This is a genomic window from Pseudomonas sp. DTU_2021_1001937_2_SI_NGA_ILE_001, assembly GCF_032463525.1.
GTDB lineage: Bacteria > Pseudomonadota > Gammaproteobacteria > Pseudomonadales > Pseudomonadaceae > Aquipseudomonas.
In genome coordinates, this window is the sequence record NZ_CP135971.1 from 822,670 (window position 1) to 838,375 (window position 15,706).

Genomic DNA, 15,706 nt, shown 5'->3' on the forward strand with positions numbered 1-15,706 from the left:
TGAACATGGACAGTGCATTCGATCGTGACACCGGGGTGATCCAGAGCCTGCTGGACACCGACTACTACACCTTCACCATGATGCAGGCGGTGCTGCACCAGCACCCCAACGTCGATGTGGAGTACCTGTTCATCGTCCGCTCGCGGGAAAAGCTCGGCCACCTGATTCCCGAGATCCGCCAGGAACTGGAACGCCTGGCCGACCTGCAACTGCGTGAAGGCGAGCAGCGTTTTCTGTTCAACCGGCGCTTTCGCGAATACCTGACTCCGGATTTCGAACAGTTTCTCGGCCTGTTCCGCTTCAACCTGCGCTACATCCATGTTGCGGAGGTAGAGGGCCAACTGCAGATTCGCGTCCGAGGCCCGATGCTGCACTGCATCATGTTCGAGCAACCCGTGCTGGCCATGGTCAGCGAGCTGCGCAACCGCGACAAATACCCGGATGTCGAACTGGCCGACGTGACTCGCCGCTTGTACCAGAAATTCGAATGGCTGGAACAGAATGCCAGCCGGGAAGAACTGGCCGAGCTGCGGGTGTCGGACTTCTCTACCCGCCGACGCCTGTCGTTCCGTGCCCAGCGCGAGGTGGTGGACATCATGCGCCGTGATTTCCCCGGGGTGTTCGTCGGCACCAGCAACGCGCACCTGGCTTATGAGTTCGACCTGCCGCTGATCGGCACCATGGCTCACCAGTGGCTGATGGTCCACCAGCAATTGGGGCGCCTGCGCGAGAGCCAGAGTGCGGCCTTGGAGAACTGGGTGCGCGAGTACCGCGGCCGGTTGGGCATTGCCCTGACCGACTGCATCAGCACCGATTTTTTCCTCAAGGACTTCGACCTGTACTTCGCCAAGCTCTACGACGGCCTGCGCCAGGACTCCGGTGACCCCATCGTCTGGGCCGACAAGGTGCTGGCGCGCTACGCCGAGCTGGGCATCGACCCACGCAGCAAGGACCTGATGTTCTCCGACGGGCTGAATTTCGAGAAATGCCTGCCGATCCTGCGCCACGTGCGCGGCAAGGCCAAGGTCGGTTTCGGCATGGGCACCAGCCTGGCCTGCGATGTGGACGGCGTAGAGCCGCTGAGCATCGTCATGAAACTGGTTCGTGTACATGGCGAGCCGGTGGTGAAGTTTTCCGACGACCCGGTGAAGAATGTCTGCGAGGACGCCTCGTTCCTGCAGTACGCCGCCCAGGTCTTCAACGTCGCATTGCAATGACGGCCGCGCCGCACGGCGTGCCAGATCGTTAGAACTGCAGGAGGAAGCAAAGATGAGCACTCAATGCCAGACCGCTATCGCCCGTGAACTGGGTGTCGACCGCCAGTGGCAGGCCGGCAGCGAGCACGCCCAGATCGAACGCCGCGTCGCCTTCATCCGCCAGGTGCTGCAGGACTCCGGCTGCCAGACCCTGGTGCTGGGTATCAGCGGCGGGGTGGACTCGCTGACCGCCGGGCGCCTGTGCCAGTTGGCGGTGCAGCAGATCCGCGAACAGGGCGGCCAGGCACGCTTCATCGCCGTGCGCCTGCCGTATCGCAGCCAGGCCGATGAAAGCGATGCCCAGGCCAGCCTGGACTTCATCGCCCCAGACCAGATCGCCAGCAGCAACATCACCGCAGCGGTCGACGGCCTGATGGACTCGATCCGGCTTGACGGCCTGCAGCCCAGCGCCGCGCAGACCGACTTCGTCAAGGGCAACGTCAAGGCCCGCACGCGCATGGTCGCGCAGTACGCCATCGCCAACTTCAGTAATGGCCTGGTGGTCGGCACCGACCACGCCGCCGAGGCCGTGATGGGCTTCTTCACCAAGTTCGGTGACGGTGCCTGCGACCTGGCCCCGCTGTCAGGCCTGACCAAGGGCCAGGTACGCCAGTTGGCCAAGGCCCTCGGTGCTCCCGACCGATTGGTCTATAAAGCGCCCACCGCTGACCTGGAAGACCTCGACCCTGGCAAGCCGGATGAAGCCGCCTACGGTTGCAGCTATGCCGAGATCGATGCCTACCTGATGGGCGAGGCGGTGTCCGATCAGGCCCGTTCGATCATCGAGAAGGCCTACCGGCAGACCGCCCACAAGCGCGAGCTGCCCCGTGTGCCCATGGCCTGAACGCCCGCTGCGCAGCCTTCACTGAAAGTCGCGGCTGCGCACATCCAGCCCTTCGAGCAAATCGCTCCTGTCCAGCAGGTGCCCGGCGATCAGATGCCGGACACCTGACTGATCCTCCAGCCGCCCCTTGATCTGCAACAGCCTGGCATGCACCAGGGCGGTTCGGTAGCGCTCTGCCAGGTCGCGCCAGACCAGCACGTTGACCATGCCGAATTCGTCCTCCAGGGTGACGAAGGTCACACCCGAGGCTGTGCCGGGGCGCTGGCGGCCGGTGACGATACCGATCACCGTGACATGGCTGCTGTTGCCGATGCACGCCAGCTCCCTGGAACTGCGGGCGCGCAGGGCATCGAGTGTCGGACGCAGCAGTGCCAGGGGGTGCGGGCCGAGGGTGGTGCCGGTCAGCGCGTAGTCGGCACGCAGGTTCTCCACCACGCTGGGGGCCGGGATCGGCAGCGGTTCCTCGACCGGCGCGGTATCGAACAGCGGCAGGCTGGGCTGCACCGCCGCGATGTCCCATAAGGCACGATGGCGGTGGCCGGCCAGGGCCTGCAGGGCATTGGCCTGGGCCAGGCAATCGCGGGCCTTGGCGTCCAGCCCGGCGCGCCGACACAGATCCTCGATGTTGTGGAAATGTTGCGCAGCCCGCGCAACGGGAATCTGCCGGCCCACCGCTTCGGCCAGCCCACGGACCATGCGCAAGCCCAGGCGCAGCGCCGGTTGCGGCCCCTGGGTGGCTTCCAGGGAGCAATCCCAGTCGCTGGCGGTGACGTCCACCGGGCGCACTTCGATGCTGTGCCGGCGCACGTCCTGCAGCACCTGGTCGGGGGAATAGAAACCCATCGGCCAGCTGTTGATCAGCGCACAGGCGAAGGCCGCTGGTTCATGGCATTTGAGCCAGCAGCTGGCATAGGTGAGCAGGGCGAAGCTGGCAGCATGGGATTCGGGAAAGCCATAGCTGCCGAAGCCCTTGATCTGTTCGAAGATCTGCGCGGCGAACTCTTCGCTATAGCCCTTGGCAAGCATGCCGGTACGCAGCCGTTCGCGATGCGGCTCCAGACCGCCATGGCGTTTCCAGGCGGCCATGCAGCGCCGCAGTTGGTCGGCTTCGCCTGGGCTGTAGCCGGCGGCGACGATGGCGACTTTCATCACCTGTTCCTGAAACAGCGGCACGCCCAGGGTGCGCGCGAACACTTCTCTGAGTTCATCGCTGGGGTAAGTGACGAGCCTCGGGTTGGCACGGCGTTGCAGGTAAGGGTGCACCATGTTGCCCTGGATAGGACCGGGGCGAACGATGGCCACCTGCACGACCAGGTCATAGAACCTGCGCGGCTTCAGGCGTGGCAGCATGGCCATCTGCGCCCGTGACTCGATCTGGAACACCCCGATGGTGTCGGCACGGCAGATCATGTCGTAGGTCGCTTCATCGTCGGCTGGAATGCTGGCGATGCTCAGTTCGCCACGACCCTGCCCCTGCAACAGCGCCAGGCAGCGGCGCACCGCGCTGAGCATGCCCAGGGCCAGCACATCGACCTTCATCAGGCCCACGGCATCGATATCGTCCTTGTCCCACTGGATGATGGTGCGGTCGGGCATGGCGGCGTTTTCCACCGGCACCAGGGTGCTCAGCGGGTGCTCGGAAATCACGAAACCGCCGGGGTGCTGCGACAGGTGGCGGGGAAAGCCGATCAGTTGCTCGGTCAGCGCCAGGACCATGCGCACCTGGCGGTTCTGCGGATCGAAGCCGGCCTCGATCAGGCGCTCCACCGCGGGCAGGCGGTCGCTCCAGCGGCTGCAACAGCCGGCCAGGGTGTTGATCTGATCGGGCGGCCAGCCCAGGGCCTTGGCGACATCGCGAATCGCGCCGGTGACGTGATAGGTACTGGCCACAGCGGTCAGGGCGGCCCGCTCCCGGCCGTAGCGCCTGAACACGTACTGGATCACCTCTTCGCGCCGTTCGTGCTCGAAGTCGACGTCGATGTCCGGCGGTTCGTTGCGCTCGCGGGAGATGAAGCGCTCGAACAGCATGTCCATGCGCGTGGGGTCCAGTTCGGTGATGCCCAGGGCGAAGCACACCGCCGAGTTGGCCGCCGAGCCACGGCCCTGGCAGAGGATTTTCTGGTCACGAGCGAACTGCACGATGTCGCGCACGGTGAGGAAATAGCTCTCGTAGCCCAGCTCGGCAATCAGGCTCAGTTCCGCCTCGATCTGCGTGCGCACCTTGTCCGGCATGCCCTGTGGCCAGCGCCAGCGGCAGCCGCGCTCGGTCAGCTCACGCAGCCAGCCACTCGGGGTATGGCCGCTGGGCACCACTTCATGGGGGTACTGGTAGCGCAACTGGTCCAGCTCGAAATGGCAGCGGGCGGCGATGTTCAGCGATTCTGCCAGCAGTTCAGGCGGGTAAAGGCCCTGCAACACCGGGAGGGGCCGCAGATGCCGTTCGCCATTGGCAAACAGGTGATAACCGGCTTCGTCGACCGTGCAGTGGTGGCGGATGGCGGTGAGGGTGTCCTGCAGGGCGCGACGGCCCCGTACATGCATGTGCACGTCGCCGGCCGCTACCAGCGGCATGCCCAGGCGCCGGCCGAGGGCCTGCAGGCGAGCGAGGCGTTGCGCATCGTCCGCGCCCTGGTGCAGCTCCACGGCCAGCCAGCAGCGCCCGGCGAACTGCTCGGCGACCCAGGCACCCTGGGCGTCATGGACCTCGCCGGCCGCGTCGGCTTCCGGCACCCACAAGGCCAGTACACCGTCATGCGGGCCTTGCAGATCGGCCTGGGCCAAGGCGTAGCAGCCCTTGCGGCTGCGCCGCCGGGCCAGGGTCACCAGGGCGCAGAGGCGTTGGTAGCCCGCCAGGTGTTCGGCCAGCAGCACCAGCTTGAGACCTCCGGCGAGGTTGACCTCGATGCCGGTGAGCAGCCGCACCCCGGCGGCCTTGGCGGCCTGCCAGGCGCGCACGATGCCGGCCAGCGAGCACTCGTCGGTGATCGCCAGGGCGGTATAGCCCAGTTGCGCGGCGCGTTCGAACAACTCCTGGGCATTCGACGCACCGCGCTGGAAGCTGAAGTTCGACAGGCAGTGCAGTTCGGCGTAGCCGCTCATGCGAACCAGCCCTGCACCTGCCAGGGGCCGTCGCGGCCAGCCTCGCGATAGGCCCAGCCACGCTGCCCGGCCGGGGTACGCACCACGTAGTAGTCGCGACGCACATCGTCACCGTCCCACCAGCCGGACTCGATGCGTTCCGGCCCTGCCAGCACCTCAAGGGCGGCCTGCGGCCAAGGCTCGGGAACCGCCAGCAGCCAACCGGGGCGTGGCGCGCTGGCCGGTGAGGGGGCGGCCACGGGGGCCTGGCTCCAGGACCGCTCCGGGCGGTGGTCGGCGCGATGCTGCAGTTCGTACACCGCCGCATCGCCCAGGCGGGCACGCAGGCGTTCGCGCAGCTGTTCCCAAGGCTGCGATTGCTGCGGGCGCTCGTTGAACAGCGGCTGATGCTGAGGGGTGAAGGCCGGCACCTGGTCGGCCAGCAGTCGGACCGCCAGCACCGGTGCCGCGAGTTGCAGGTTCTCCAGGCGGCCGCGGCTCAGTTCGAAGAGCATGCCAGCGTCACGCTCGGCACTGAGCAGACCGACCGGCACCTGGCTGTCGGGCAAGGCACGGTGTTGCAGGTACAGCACGAAGCGCTGCACGCCACAGTCGCGCCCGGCCAGCCAGGCGGCCAGGTCAGCGGTCAGGCGACGCAGTGGAAACAGCAGCGCCTGGTGCGATTCCACCTCGAAGTTCAGCTCGAGGCGTACATCGAAGACATCCGGTGGCGTGTAGAAGTCCAGGGCCATGGCCCGCTGGCCAAGCAGGCGGTCGAGTTGCACCAGCAGCTGTTCGGGAAAGCGCCGCGCCAGGCTGCTGCGCGGCAGGTCCATGACCTGCTGCAACTGGCGCAGCCCCATGCGCGCCAGGGCATTGGCGGTTTCTGCCGGCAGGCCGGCGCGCTCCACCGGCAAGCTGCGCAACAGCGGTCGCAACTGCGCGGTATCGAACACCGCCAGGCCGTCGCGGGCATTGGCCAGCACCCGTGCAGCGGCCGGGTTGGGGGCAGCGGTGATGCGATGGGCAAAACCCAGTTCGCGCAACTCGCTACGCAACCGCGCTTCGAGGCGTGGCCAGGGGCCGAACAGCCCCAGGCTGGATTGCACCTCCAACAGCAGGCAACGTGGGTAATGCAGGCTGACCTGGGCACTGAAACCATAGGCCCAGGCTGCCAGGAACTGCTGGCAGCGCTCGAGCTGCGCGTTGTCGTAATCGGCCGTCGCGAAACCGCTGGCCAGGGTCTGCGCGGCGGTCAGCGACTGCCCCGGCCGCAAGCCCAGGGCGCGGGCCGCCGGATTCACCGCTTGCAACACCCGGCGTTGCGCCGGCCCGCTCAGCAACACCAGAGGCTGAGCGGGGTCGTCACGCTGGCGCAACACGGCGTCCATGGCCAACTGGGGCAGCAGGATGCAGGCCCAGAGCATCGCCATGTCACTGCCAGCCCATGGCGATGGGCTGCTGCGCGGCCAGCCCGCCCCGGCACTTGAGCACTCGCAACTGCGCCGGGTTGCTCTCCAGGGCCAGACGCAGCGCGGCCGGCGAAGGGTTGCGTGATTCATGCAGGGGGCGGTAGGCGAACGCCAAAGTCTGGCCGCTTTCCGCTGCCACTTGCAGGCGTCGCAGGGCACGGTCGTCGGCCTGTTGCAACCAGCACAGCACCGCGCCGCAACTGCCCGAGCGCAGGCTCTGCTCGGCGGCCCACAAGGCATCGCGGCCCTCGGCCTGGATGATGCTCAGGTAGCGCAGGTCGACCTGCGCTGCCGCCCAGGCACGGGGGTAGGGCAGGTGCGGCGGGCCGACCAGCAGCACCCGCTCGGCGCGTGCCGTGAGACGTGCCAGGGTCGGCCACAACAGGCCCAGCTCGCCGATGCCCTGGGCCGCCACGAGAATCTCGCTGAGCGCTGCTGCCGGCCAACCGCCGCCGGGCAGGGCCCGGTCCAGGGCCGCGTGGCCGGTGGCAGGGTTGCTGGGGGCGTTCACTGGCATGGACTGGCCGCGCCAGATACGGCGGGTGTCGAGGAGGCTGTTGAGAGAAACGACTGCGGACATGAGGGTAGGCCAGAAAAACACTGTATCTACATACAGTATTTGTCTCATCGTCGAGATCGGTCAACCCCGCGCCGACCAATTGTATGGCCACGGGATATCAGCCAGCGTGGCGTGGCCGTACACTGCGGCGCTGGTATTTCCTCACTGGAGACGACTTCATGACTTTCGATGCACTGGCATTCACCCCCGGCCCGGCGCTGGCCGGTGGGGTGCTGATCGGCCTGGGCGCGGCGCTGTTCGTGGTCGCCAATGGGCGTGTTGCCGGTATCAGCGGCCTGCTGGCGGCGGTCTTCAAGCGCGGCGAGCCTGGCTGGGGCGAGAAGTTGGCCTTCCTGCTGGGCCTGTTGGCCGCGCCGCTGCTCTGGGGCTGGGTGGCGCTGCCACCCCAGCCCCATGTGACGGCAGGTCCCCTGGTCCTGGTGGTGGCCGGCCTGCTGGTCGGCCTGGGCACCCGCTATGGCAGCGGCTGCACCAGCGGCCATGGTGTGTGTGGCCTGTCGCGGTTGTCCGGGCGCTCGCTGGTGGCCACGCTGTGCTTCATGACCAGCGGCTTCGCCACGGTGTTCATCCTGCGCCACGTGCTGGGTGGGTTCTGACATGCGTGCACTCACCGGTTTCATCGCCGGGCTGCTGTTCGGCACCGGCCTGTTGCTGGCGGGCATGGCCGACCCGGCCAAGGTCCTGGCGTTTCTCGACCTGGCCGGGGCCTGGGACCCTTCGCTGGCGCTGGTCATGGCGGGGGCACTCGCCGCACTGATCGGTCCGATGACCTGGATCCGCCGCCGTGGTCGACCCTTGCTCGACGGTCCCTTGCACCTGCCAGAGCGCCGTGGCCTGGACCGGCGCCTGATGGGTGGCAGCCTGCTGTTCGGTGTCGGCTGGGGGCTGGCCGGGCTGTGTCCCGGCCCGGCCCTGGTCCTGCTGCCGGGCGGCCACTGGCAGGCCTGGCTGTTCATGGCTGCGCTGCTGGCCGGGATGAAACTCTTCGATCTTGTCCAGGCCAGGGCGGTCTGATTCGGTGTGCCGCGATGGTGCGCGGCTGCCTCGATACGAGGCAGCGCGCACATAAAAACCGCTCTGTCGGCAGGTAAAAATGTGCAGTCTGTACAGCTTTGAATGGTCGTTTCGCCTGCTTTCAGGCCGCGTTCGCGTCTGCTCAAAACTGGCCTGGCGATTGCTCAAGGGCTGGGTATCCCCATCCTGGAGCCTGGCCCATGAGTACACACGACGAGTTTCCTCTCTCTGAAGCGCCCCAGCATGCGCGCAAGGGCTTCATGCCCATCGCCATGGTGCTGTTCAGCTTCACCTTCTTCACCGGCACCATGTTCGCCGGTGGCAAGCTGGGCATGGCCTTCGATTTCACCGACATGCTGTGGATCGCAGCCATCGGCAACAGCCTGCTGGCCTTGTATGCGGCTGCCCTGGCGCTGATCGCGTCGCGCAGTGGGCTGAACACGGTACTGATGGGGCGTTTCTGCTTCGGCGAGTCCGGCAGCCGCCTCTCTGACTTCCTGCTCGGTTTCGCCGAGCTGGGCTGGTACGCCTGGGGCACCGCTACGGTGGCCATCGTGTTGGTAAAGATCCTCGGCCTGGCGTCAGACTTCACGGTGCCGCTGATGGTGCTGTTCGGCCTGGGCTTCAGCCTCACGGCGATCGTCGGCTTCAAGGGCCTGGACCTGCTGTCGCGGGTCTCGGTGCCGCTGATGTTCGTGCTGCTGGTGGTGTCGATGGTCATCGCCACCCGTCAGGCCGGTGGCCTGAGTGGCCTGCTTGCCGTGGTTCCGCATGAAAGCATGACCTTTTCGGCGGCGGTGACCATGGTCTTCGGCACCTTCGCCAGCGGCGCCACCCAAGCCACCAACTGGACACGCCTGTCGCGCAGCGGTCGGGTGGCCGTGGCAGCCAGCGTGGTCAGCTTTCTGGTCGGCAACGGCCTGATGGTGGTGGCCGGCGCCTGGTGCGCGATGGTCTACCAGCAGGCCGATATCGTCGAAGTGATGATCCTCCAGGGCCTGTCGTTCGCCGCCGTGGTGATGCTGTGCCTGAACCTGTGGACCATCCAGGGCCCGACCATCTACAACGTCGCCGCCGCCAGCTGCCACCTGCTGCGCAGCGAACGCCGGCGCACCGCGACGCTGGTGGCCGCAGCGGTGGGTATCGTGCTGGCCATTGGTGGCATGTATGAAATGCTCATTCCGTTCCTGGTGCTGCTGGGGTCGATCATTCCGCCGGTGGGCGGGGTGATCATGGCCGACTTCTGGTACCGCCATCGTGGTCAGTACCCGACCCTGGCCAGCGTGCGCCTGCCGCGCTATAACCTGCTGGGGCTGTTGGCCTATGCCGCCGGAGCACTGCTGGCCTGCCTGTCGCCGTGGGTCGCCCCGCTGGTGGGCATCGCCACTTCGGCACTGTGCTACATCGTGCTGCTGCAACTCAGTGGCCGCCGTCAGGCCCTGGCCACCGAGGCGGCGCAGTGAGCCTGAGCCTGGCCGAGATTCTCGCCTTGCCCGGCCTGCAGGAGATGACCCTGCGCGCCGGTGCCAGTGGCCTGCAACGCCGGGTGCGCTGGCTGTACGTGGCCGAGAACGAAGGCATCGCCGAATGGGTAATGGGCGGTGAGCTGGTGTTCATCACCGGCATCAACCACCCGCGTGGCGAGGCCAACCTGCTGAGCCTGGTAGAGGACGGCCACGCGGTGGGTATCGCCGGGCTGGTGATTCTCACCGGCGGCAGCTTCCTGGCCGCCATTCCGGCAGCGGTCATCGCCCGCGCCGAACAACTCGGTCTGCCACTGATCGAACAGCCGTATCTGTTGAAGATGGTCGTGGTCACCCATGTGATCGGCACGGCGCTGATCGAGATGGCGCAAGTGCGTCGCTCGCGGGACGACGTACTGGGCCAGTTGCTGACTGGCGATTATCCCAGCCTGGCCATTGCCCGGCAGCGCGCCGCACACCTGCAACTGGGGCTGGACAAGCCGCGGCGCCTGGCCGCGTTGCGTCTGGCGGCAGCGCCGGGCTGGTTCGAACGCCATGGCGCGGAGCAGGGCGAGCGACGCTGGCAGGCCCTGCGCCAGGTCCTGGAGGAACGCCTGGAAAGCTGGTGCCGCGAACACCCCGGCGCACTGCTGGTACAGTTGCCGGGCGATCTTTTCGTGCTGCTGCTGGTCGAGGCGCCAGGCTGGCCCGCCACCCTGGCTCAATTGCACCGGTCGTTGCACACCCTGGCCGAGGAAATGGAGCTGTTCATGGGGCTGTCCAGCCATGTCGAAGACTGCACCCAGTACCGCCGCGCCCTCAACGAGGCGCGCCAGGCACTGGACGTGGCCCAGCAGCTGCGCCCGGCCAGTGGCCTGTGCGATTTCAGCGAACTGGGTGTGCTGCGCCTGCTGCAAGGCATCACTGACCGCAGCCTGATCGACACCTTCGTCACCCAGACCCTGGGCGCGCTGATCGAGCCACGGCGCAAGCATCCGCATGCCCTGGTGCATACCCTCGACGTGCTGCTCAAGGCCAACGGCAACGCCCTGAAAGCCGCCCAGCAGCTGGGCCTGCACCGCAACACCCTCAATCAGCGCTTGCAACGCATCGAACAACTGAGCGGACAATCGCTCGACGACCCGCTTTTTCGTATGAATGCTTCGGTCGCCTTACTGATATGGCGCATGACCGAAGTGCATGAACAGGAGTACACCCGATGAACATCATCAACGCCCGCCTGCGCGGCAAGCCCGGCCTGCACCGCATCGAACTGGCCGGCGAACGCATTGCCGCCATCGTCGCGCAGCCGACCGTGGCCCCGGCGGCGCCGGGCGACCTGGATGCCGGACAGAACCTGGTGATCGCCCCTTTCGTCGAACCCCACATTCACCTCGACGCCACCCTGACCGCCGGCGAGCCGAAGTGGAACATGAGCGGCACGCTGTTCGAAGGCATCGAGCGCTGGGCCGAGCGCAAGACGCTGACCACTCACGACGACATCAAGCAGCGTGCGACCAAGACCATCGGCATGCTGGTCGACCACGGCATCCAGCATGTGCGCACCCATGTCGATGTCACCGACCCCAAGCTCACCGCGCTCAAGGCCATGGTCGAAGTACGTGAGCAAACCCGCCACCTGGTCGACTTGCAGATCGTCGCTTTCCCTCAGGAAGGCATCGAGTCGTACCCCAACGGTCGTGCCCTGATGGCCGAGGCCGTGGCCATGGGCGCCGATGTGGTGGGGGGCATCCCGCACTTCGAGAACACCCGCGACCAGGGCGTTTCCTCGGTGAAGTTCCTCATGGACCTGGCCGAGCGTACCGGCTGCCTGGTGGACGTGCATTGCGACGAGACCGACGACCCGCAGTCGCGGTTCCTGGAAGTGCTTGCCGAAGAGGCACGGGTGCGCGACATGGGCGCTCTGGTGAGCGCCAGCCACACCGTAGCCATGGGCTCCTACGACAACGCCTATTGCTCCAAGCTGTTCCGCCTGCTCAAGCGCTCCGGGATCAACTTCATTTCCTGCCCGACCGAGAGCATTCACCTGCAGGGCCGCTTCGACACCTATCCCAAGCGTCGCGGCGTGACTCGTGTGGCCGAGCTGGATCGGGCCGGCATGAACGTGTGCTTCGGTCAGGACTCCATCGTTGACCCCTGGTACCCGCTGGGTAACGGCAACATCCTGCGCATCCTCGAAGCCGGCCTGCACATCTGCCACATGCTCGGCTACGAAGACCTGCAACGCGGCCTGGACCTGATTACCGACAACAGTGCACGCGCCTTGAATCTGGGCGAGGGCTACGGTCTGGAAGCCGGGCGTCCGGCCAACCTGTTGTTGCTCTCGGCACCGGATGACTACGAAATGGTCCGCACCCAGGGCCATGCGCTGGTCTCGGTGCGCCACGGCAAGGTGCTGATGCGCCGTACGCCGGCGCAGGTCGAGCGGCTGTTCTGAGGCATCAGGCGGCTTGCAGAGAGCGACCTCGGCCGCGATACGGGGCGGTCAGGCGCGCTCTGCTTGTGGGAGCGAGCTTGCTCGCGAAGGCGGCGTCATGCTCACAACAAATGGGGTGACCTTGCCGGCCTCTTCGCGAGCAAGCTTGCTCCCACAGAGCCGCAAAGCGCTTAACCGAACAGTATTGGCTTTAGCCGCACTACTGATCTTTTACCGATCTGGCGTCGCTTTTGCTCGTGAACGAGGCTCAGCCCGAAACCAGCAGGGCCTCGGCGCGTTCGCTCAGGGGGCAGCCCTGGTCCTTGAGCCGTTGCACTACCTGCCGTGCCGATTCGGTACGACCGGTGTTGCCGATGAAGGTCACCACCGAATCGTGGAATTCCAGCACCACGTTACGGGTGCCACGCATCTCGCGGTAATCCACCTGCTGAATCGCCGCATACGGTTTGCGACGGCGCCGCAACACCCGGTATTCGACCTCATCGGCGTGCAGAACCAGCACCGGGTTGAGGTTGTTGTGCGCCCAGGCGAACCAGGGAATGGCTTTCCAGCCGCAGAAGGCGGCGAGCAGGGTGACGGTCATGCTTCTTATCCCGAAAACAGCCGAGCAGACTGGCATGGCCTACTGCTTGAGGCAAGCGGCGATCCAGTGTCAGCTCAGGGCTTCACGCGCTACGGCGGCCAGCGACGCCTCGACCAGCAACTGCGCCGATTCCAGCTGATGCACCACCGCCCGCGCCAGCGGGCGGAACTCGGCGTTCTGGTTATCCGCGACCTCGTAGGCCGTGGCGACTGCGCATTGCAGGTGTTCAGCAGCGGCCACCAGGGCGTCTTCGGCCTTGATGCCGGGGCGTACGCTGAACAGGCCGGATTCGCCTGCAGGCAGGGGTGATGAAGTTGGGGGATGGGGTGTGGAAAGGATCATGATGGCTATCCCTAGTATCGAGTTGGAGACCATCACGCTTCGCGACTAAACAAAGGGTGGTGGCCATGCGCGGGTTAGTCGCCGGGTACTAGGAACCCGGTGCGCCCCGAGGAGGCGCCCCGTGCACAGCCACCATAACGACATCGTCACGGCAAAGGCACGATGATGCTTTTGGGGCTGGCTGTTTCTAGTACCTCGGGCGACTAAACCCGGTCGCTGCATGAGCGACGCGCAGGACCTTAGCGGCCTTGAAGTACCGTCACAAGCGGGCCGGGAGGATAACGCGGAAATTCGGAATCGTCTTACCAGGTCGGTAGATTGCGGTGTAGGAATCTTCTGAAATCAACCCTGCCAGCCCCAACAGCTGGCAGGGTTGCCTTGCATCAAGCCTCTTCGAAACTCATCTCCGGTGGCGGCCGACGGAAACCCTGGGTGAGCACCGCCAGGTACAGCAGCCCCAGGCACAACCAGCCGGCCCCGAGGTACAAGGCCAGGTGGTCGAGGCTGGCCATCAACCACAGATTGGAGGCCAGGCCGAACAGCGGGAACACCAGGTACAGCAGCAGCGCTCGGCTGCCGCGCTGTTTCTTGGCCAGCCAGTAATGGAAGATCACCGCCAGGTTCACCAGGCTGAAGGCCAGGAAAGCCCCGAAGTTGATGAACGAGGTGGAGGTGGTCACGTCCATGCGCAGGGCCAGCAGCGCCACCAGGCCACAGAGGATGATGCTCGGCACCGGGGTGCTGAAGCGCTCGCTGAGCCTGCCGAAGAACGCCTTGGGCAACACGCCGTCACGCCCCATGGCGAACAGCAGCCGCGAAGCGCTGGCCTGCGCCGACAGCCCCGAGGTGAACTGGCCGACGATCAGCCCCAGCAGGAACAGGCTGACGAACAGGTCGCCGCCGATGTTGCGGGCGATCTCGTAGGCGGCGGCGTCGATATTGGCGAAGTCCGTCGAGGGGTGGGCCAGTTGCACGAAGTAGCTGCAGGCGATGAACAGCGCACCGCCGATCAGGGTGATCAGCAGAATGGCCTTGGGAATGTTCTTGCGCGGCTCGCGGGTTTCTTCGGTCAGGGTGCTCACCGCATCGAAGCCCAGGAAGGAATAGCAGGCAATCGCCGCGCCGCCCATGATCAGCGGCAACTGCGCGCCTTCTTTGTAAAACGGCGCCAGGCTCCACAGCGGGGTACTGGCATCGCCCCATACGTAACGGATAGCCAGGCCGACGAAGGCCGCCAGCACCAGCAACTGAATGAACATCAGCAGGCCGTTGACGGTTTTCGCCAGGCGCAGGCCGATGACGTTGATGCCGGTGGTGACGCCGATGAAGGCCAGCACCCACAGAGCCTGCGGCACGTCGGGAAAGGCCGAGTGCAGGTAGGCCGCGCCGATCAGCCAGATGGCCATGGGCAGGAACAGGTAGTCGAGCAGCACCGCCCAGCCGGTGATGAAGCCCAGTTGCGGACTGATCGACTTGCGCACGTAGGTGTAGGCTGAGCCGGCCACGGGAAAGGCCCGCGCCATGTTGCCGTAGCTCAGGGCGGTGAACAGCATCGCCACGGCGGCGGCCAGGTAGGCAGCGGGCACCAGCCCGCCGGTGGCGTCGGCGAGGATGCCGAAGGTGCCAAGGACGATGATCGGCGTCATGTAGGCGATACCGAACAGCACCACCGAGCCCAATGACAGGGTTCGTTTGAGTGTGGCCATCAGAGTGTGCTCCCGTTTGTGATTGTTATTTCGCACTGCGCCCGTGGCGGCGAGGGGCTGCCTGACGCCGCCGCGGCAAGGCTCAGGAAGGGATGATCAGTTCGCGCCGGCCATCGGTCTGCTCGGTCGGCTGGCCGGGCAGTTGCAAGCGGCGCTGGGCCAGGTAGCTGTAGTCGCGCCGGGCCTGGAGCAATTGCGCAGGGTCCAACTCCACGGCCAGACGGCACTCGCCACGGCCGGCTTCGCACAGCAGTTGGCCGAACGGGTCGACCACCGCGCTGCCCCCGGCGAACACCAGGCCGCCGTCGCCTTCGCCCACTCGGTTGACCATCACCGCGAAGGCCTGGTTTTCCATGGCGCGGGCCATGATCGCGGTCCTGTGTGTCGGGCCGTAGGGGTCCATGTTGCCGTTGGTGACGATGATCAGGTCGGCACCCAGTTGCCCCAGCGCCCGGGCGCTTTCCGGAAACTCGATGTCGAAGCAGATCAGCAGGCCGACCCGCCAGCCCTTGAACACGGTGGTGGCATAGCGGTCGCCGGGGCTGAAGACCCCGCAGTCCGAGGCCCACAGATGGGTTTTGCGGTACTTGAGGGCGACACCCTCAGACGTGACCAGCACCGTGGTGTTGTAGAAGCGCCCATCGTCGGCCGCTTCGGCCAGGCCGACCACCACTGCGACGTTGCGTTCGTCGGCCGCCTGGCGGATCGCCTGCACACTGGGGCCATCCAGGGGTTCGGCCACCCGGCGAATGGTGTCCTGGGTCGGAAAGCCCATCAGTTGGGTTTCCGGAAACACCACCAGATCGGTGCCCACCGCGCAGCGGCGGATGGCCTCCAGCGTGCGCTGCAGGTTATACGCGGTATCGCCATCGCGACCGGCCAATTGGACAAGCTCGACCTTCATATGCAT

The 15,706-nt window shown here is 66.1% G+C and carries 14 protein-coding genes; 7 read left to right on the forward strand and 7 right to left on the reverse strand.

Annotation, left to right across the window (positions count from 1 at the left end; all coding sequences use genetic code 11):
* Nucleotides 1–5: 5 nt before the first annotated feature.
* Both pncB and nadE read left to right on the forward strand, forming a co-directional pair.
* Nucleotides 6–1,217, forward strand: a complete 1,212-nt coding sequence (pncB, locus tag RRX38_RS03685) for a nicotinate phosphoribosyltransferase (protein WP_315961591.1) — start codon at nt 6–8, stop codon at nt 1,215–1,217.
* A gap of 52 nt (nt 1,218–1,269) precedes the next feature.
* On the forward strand, nt 1,270–2,100 hold the full coding sequence (nadE, locus tag RRX38_RS03690; RefSeq protein ID WP_295474851.1) for an ammonia-dependent NAD(+) synthetase: 831 nt from the start codon (nt 1,270–1,272) through the stop codon (nt 2,098–2,100).
* Nucleotides 2,101–2,118: 18 nt separating this feature from the next.
* On the opposite strand, the gene RRX38_RS03695 is transcribed toward nadE, so the two are convergent.
* The 3 genes from RRX38_RS03695 to imuA are packed head-to-tail and all read right to left on the reverse strand — an operon-like array spanning nt 2,119 to nt 7,230.
* The gene (locus RRX38_RS03695; protein ID WP_315961592.1) at nt 2,119–5,199 is read right to left on the reverse strand and encodes an error-prone DNA polymerase; all 3,081 of its coding nucleotides are present in this window, start codon (nt 5,197–5,199) and stop codon (nt 2,119–2,121) included.
* Nucleotides 5,196–6,605 carry a DNA polymerase Y family protein gene (locus RRX38_RS03700; RefSeq protein ID WP_315962628.1) on the reverse strand — a complete coding sequence of 470 codons (1,410 nt, stop codon included), beginning with the start codon at nt 6,603–6,605 and terminating at the stop codon, nt 5,196–5,198. Before RRX38_RS03700 ends, RRX38_RS03695 begins: the two co-directional genes overlap by 4 nt.
* 7 nt (nt 6,606–6,612) lie before the next feature.
* Complete coding sequence (imuA, locus tag RRX38_RS03705) at nt 6,613–7,230, reverse strand: translesion DNA synthesis-associated protein ImuA (protein ID WP_315961593.1); 618 nt, start codon at nt 7,228–7,230, stop codon at nt 6,613–6,615.
* A 158-nt stretch (nt 7,231–7,388) separates the two neighbouring features.
* On the opposite strand from imuA, the gene RRX38_RS03710 reads away from it, so the two are divergent.
* The 5 genes from RRX38_RS03710 to codA all read left to right on the forward strand — a co-directional run bounded on the left by RRX38_RS03710 (nt 7,389) and on the right by codA (nt 12,165).
* Nucleotides 7,389–7,826, forward strand: a complete 438-nt coding sequence (locus RRX38_RS03710) for a YeeE/YedE family protein (RefSeq protein ID WP_315961594.1) — start codon at nt 7,389–7,391, stop codon at nt 7,824–7,826.
* A gap of 1 nt (nt 7,827) precedes the next feature.
* On the forward strand, nt 7,828–8,244 hold the full coding sequence (locus tag RRX38_RS03715; protein ID WP_295474844.1) for a DUF6691 family protein: 417 nt from the start codon (nt 7,828–7,830) through the stop codon (nt 8,242–8,244).
* A gap of 200 nt (nt 8,245–8,444) precedes the next feature.
* Entirely contained in the window at nt 8,445–9,707 is a 1,263-nt protein-coding gene (codB, locus tag RRX38_RS03720) for a cytosine permease (protein WP_315961595.1), read from the forward strand.
* The gene (locus RRX38_RS03725) at nt 9,704–10,930 is read left to right on the forward strand and encodes a PucR family transcriptional regulator (protein ID WP_315961596.1); all 1,227 of its coding nucleotides are present in this window, start codon (nt 9,704–9,706) and stop codon (nt 10,928–10,930) included. Before codB ends, RRX38_RS03725 begins: the two co-directional genes overlap by 4 nt.
* Complete coding sequence (codA, locus tag RRX38_RS03730; protein ID WP_315961597.1) at nt 10,927–12,165, forward strand: cytosine deaminase; 1,239 nt, start codon at nt 10,927–10,929, stop codon at nt 12,163–12,165. Before RRX38_RS03725 ends, codA begins: the two co-directional genes overlap by 4 nt.
* A gap of 247 nt (nt 12,166–12,412) precedes the next feature.
* Here codA and RRX38_RS03735 read toward each other — a convergent pair whose 3' ends face one another.
* From RRX38_RS03735 to RRX38_RS03750, 4 genes are all read right to left on the reverse strand, one after another.
* Nucleotides 12,413–12,748, reverse strand: a complete 336-nt coding sequence (locus RRX38_RS03735; protein ID WP_315961598.1) for a hypothetical protein — start codon at nt 12,746–12,748, stop codon at nt 12,413–12,415.
* 69 nt (nt 12,749–12,817) lie between these two features.
* Nucleotides 12,818–13,090: a DUF6124 family protein gene (locus RRX38_RS03740; RefSeq protein ID WP_315961599.1), complete on the reverse strand. Its 273-nt coding sequence runs from the start codon at nt 13,088–13,090 to the stop codon at nt 12,818–12,820.
* A gap of 383 nt (nt 13,091–13,473) precedes the next feature.
* A complete protein-coding gene (locus tag RRX38_RS03745; protein WP_315961600.1) occupies nt 13,474–14,796 on the reverse strand; it encodes an APC family permease in 1,323 nt (440 codons plus the stop codon).
* An 82-nt stretch (nt 14,797–14,878) separates the two neighbouring features.
* Nucleotides 14,879–15,700: a carbon-nitrogen hydrolase family protein gene (locus tag RRX38_RS03750; protein WP_315961601.1), complete on the reverse strand. Its 822-nt coding sequence runs from the start codon at nt 15,698–15,700 to the stop codon at nt 14,879–14,881.
* Nucleotides 15,701–15,706 lie beyond the last annotated feature (6 nt).

What these genes read in the sequence shown, in the direction of transcription:
- RRX38_RS03740 (WP_315961599.1), bottom strand. Translation starts at nt 13,090, where the DNA reads ATGATCCTTTCCACACCCCATCCCCCAACTTCATCACCCCTGCCTGCA.
- codB (WP_315961595.1), top strand. Translation starts at nt 8,445, where the DNA reads ATGAGTACACACGACGAGTTTCCTCTCTCTGAAGCGCCCCAGCATGCG.
- RRX38_RS03750 (WP_315961601.1), bottom strand. Translation starts at nt 15,700, where the DNA reads ATGAAGGTCGAGCTTGTCCAATTGGCCGGTCGCGATGGCGATACCGCG.
- RRX38_RS03710 (WP_315961594.1), top strand. Translation starts at nt 7,389, where the DNA reads ATGACTTTCGATGCACTGGCATTCACCCCCGGCCCGGCGCTGGCCGGT.
- codA (WP_315961597.1), top strand. Translation starts at nt 10,927, where the DNA reads ATGAACATCATCAACGCCCGCCTGCGCGGCAAGCCCGGCCTGCACCGC.
- RRX38_RS03735 (WP_315961598.1), bottom strand. Translation starts at nt 12,748, where the DNA reads ATGACCGTCACCCTGCTCGCCGCCTTCTGCGGCTGGAAAGCCATTCCC.
- RRX38_RS03700 (WP_315962628.1), bottom strand. Translation starts at nt 6,605, where the DNA reads ATGCTCTGGGCCTGCATCCTGCTGCCCCAGTTGGCCATGGACGCCGTG.
- RRX38_RS03745 (WP_315961600.1), bottom strand. Translation starts at nt 14,796, where the DNA reads ATGGCCACACTCAAACGAACCCTGTCATTGGGCTCGGTGGTGCTGTTC.
- imuA (WP_315961593.1), bottom strand. Translation starts at nt 7,230, where the DNA reads ATGTCCGCAGTCGTTTCTCTCAACAGCCTCCTCGACACCCGCCGTATC.
- RRX38_RS03695 (WP_315961592.1), bottom strand. Translation starts at nt 5,199, where the DNA reads ATGAGCGGCTACGCCGAACTGCACTGCCTGTCGAACTTCAGCTTCCAG.
- pncB (WP_315961591.1), top strand. Translation starts at nt 6, where the DNA reads ATGGACAGTGCATTCGATCGTGACACCGGGGTGATCCAGAGCCTGCTG.
- nadE (WP_295474851.1), top strand. Translation starts at nt 1,270, where the DNA reads ATGAGCACTCAATGCCAGACCGCTATCGCCCGTGAACTGGGTGTCGAC.
- RRX38_RS03715 (WP_295474844.1), top strand. Translation starts at nt 7,828, where the DNA reads ATGCGTGCACTCACCGGTTTCATCGCCGGGCTGCTGTTCGGCACCGGC.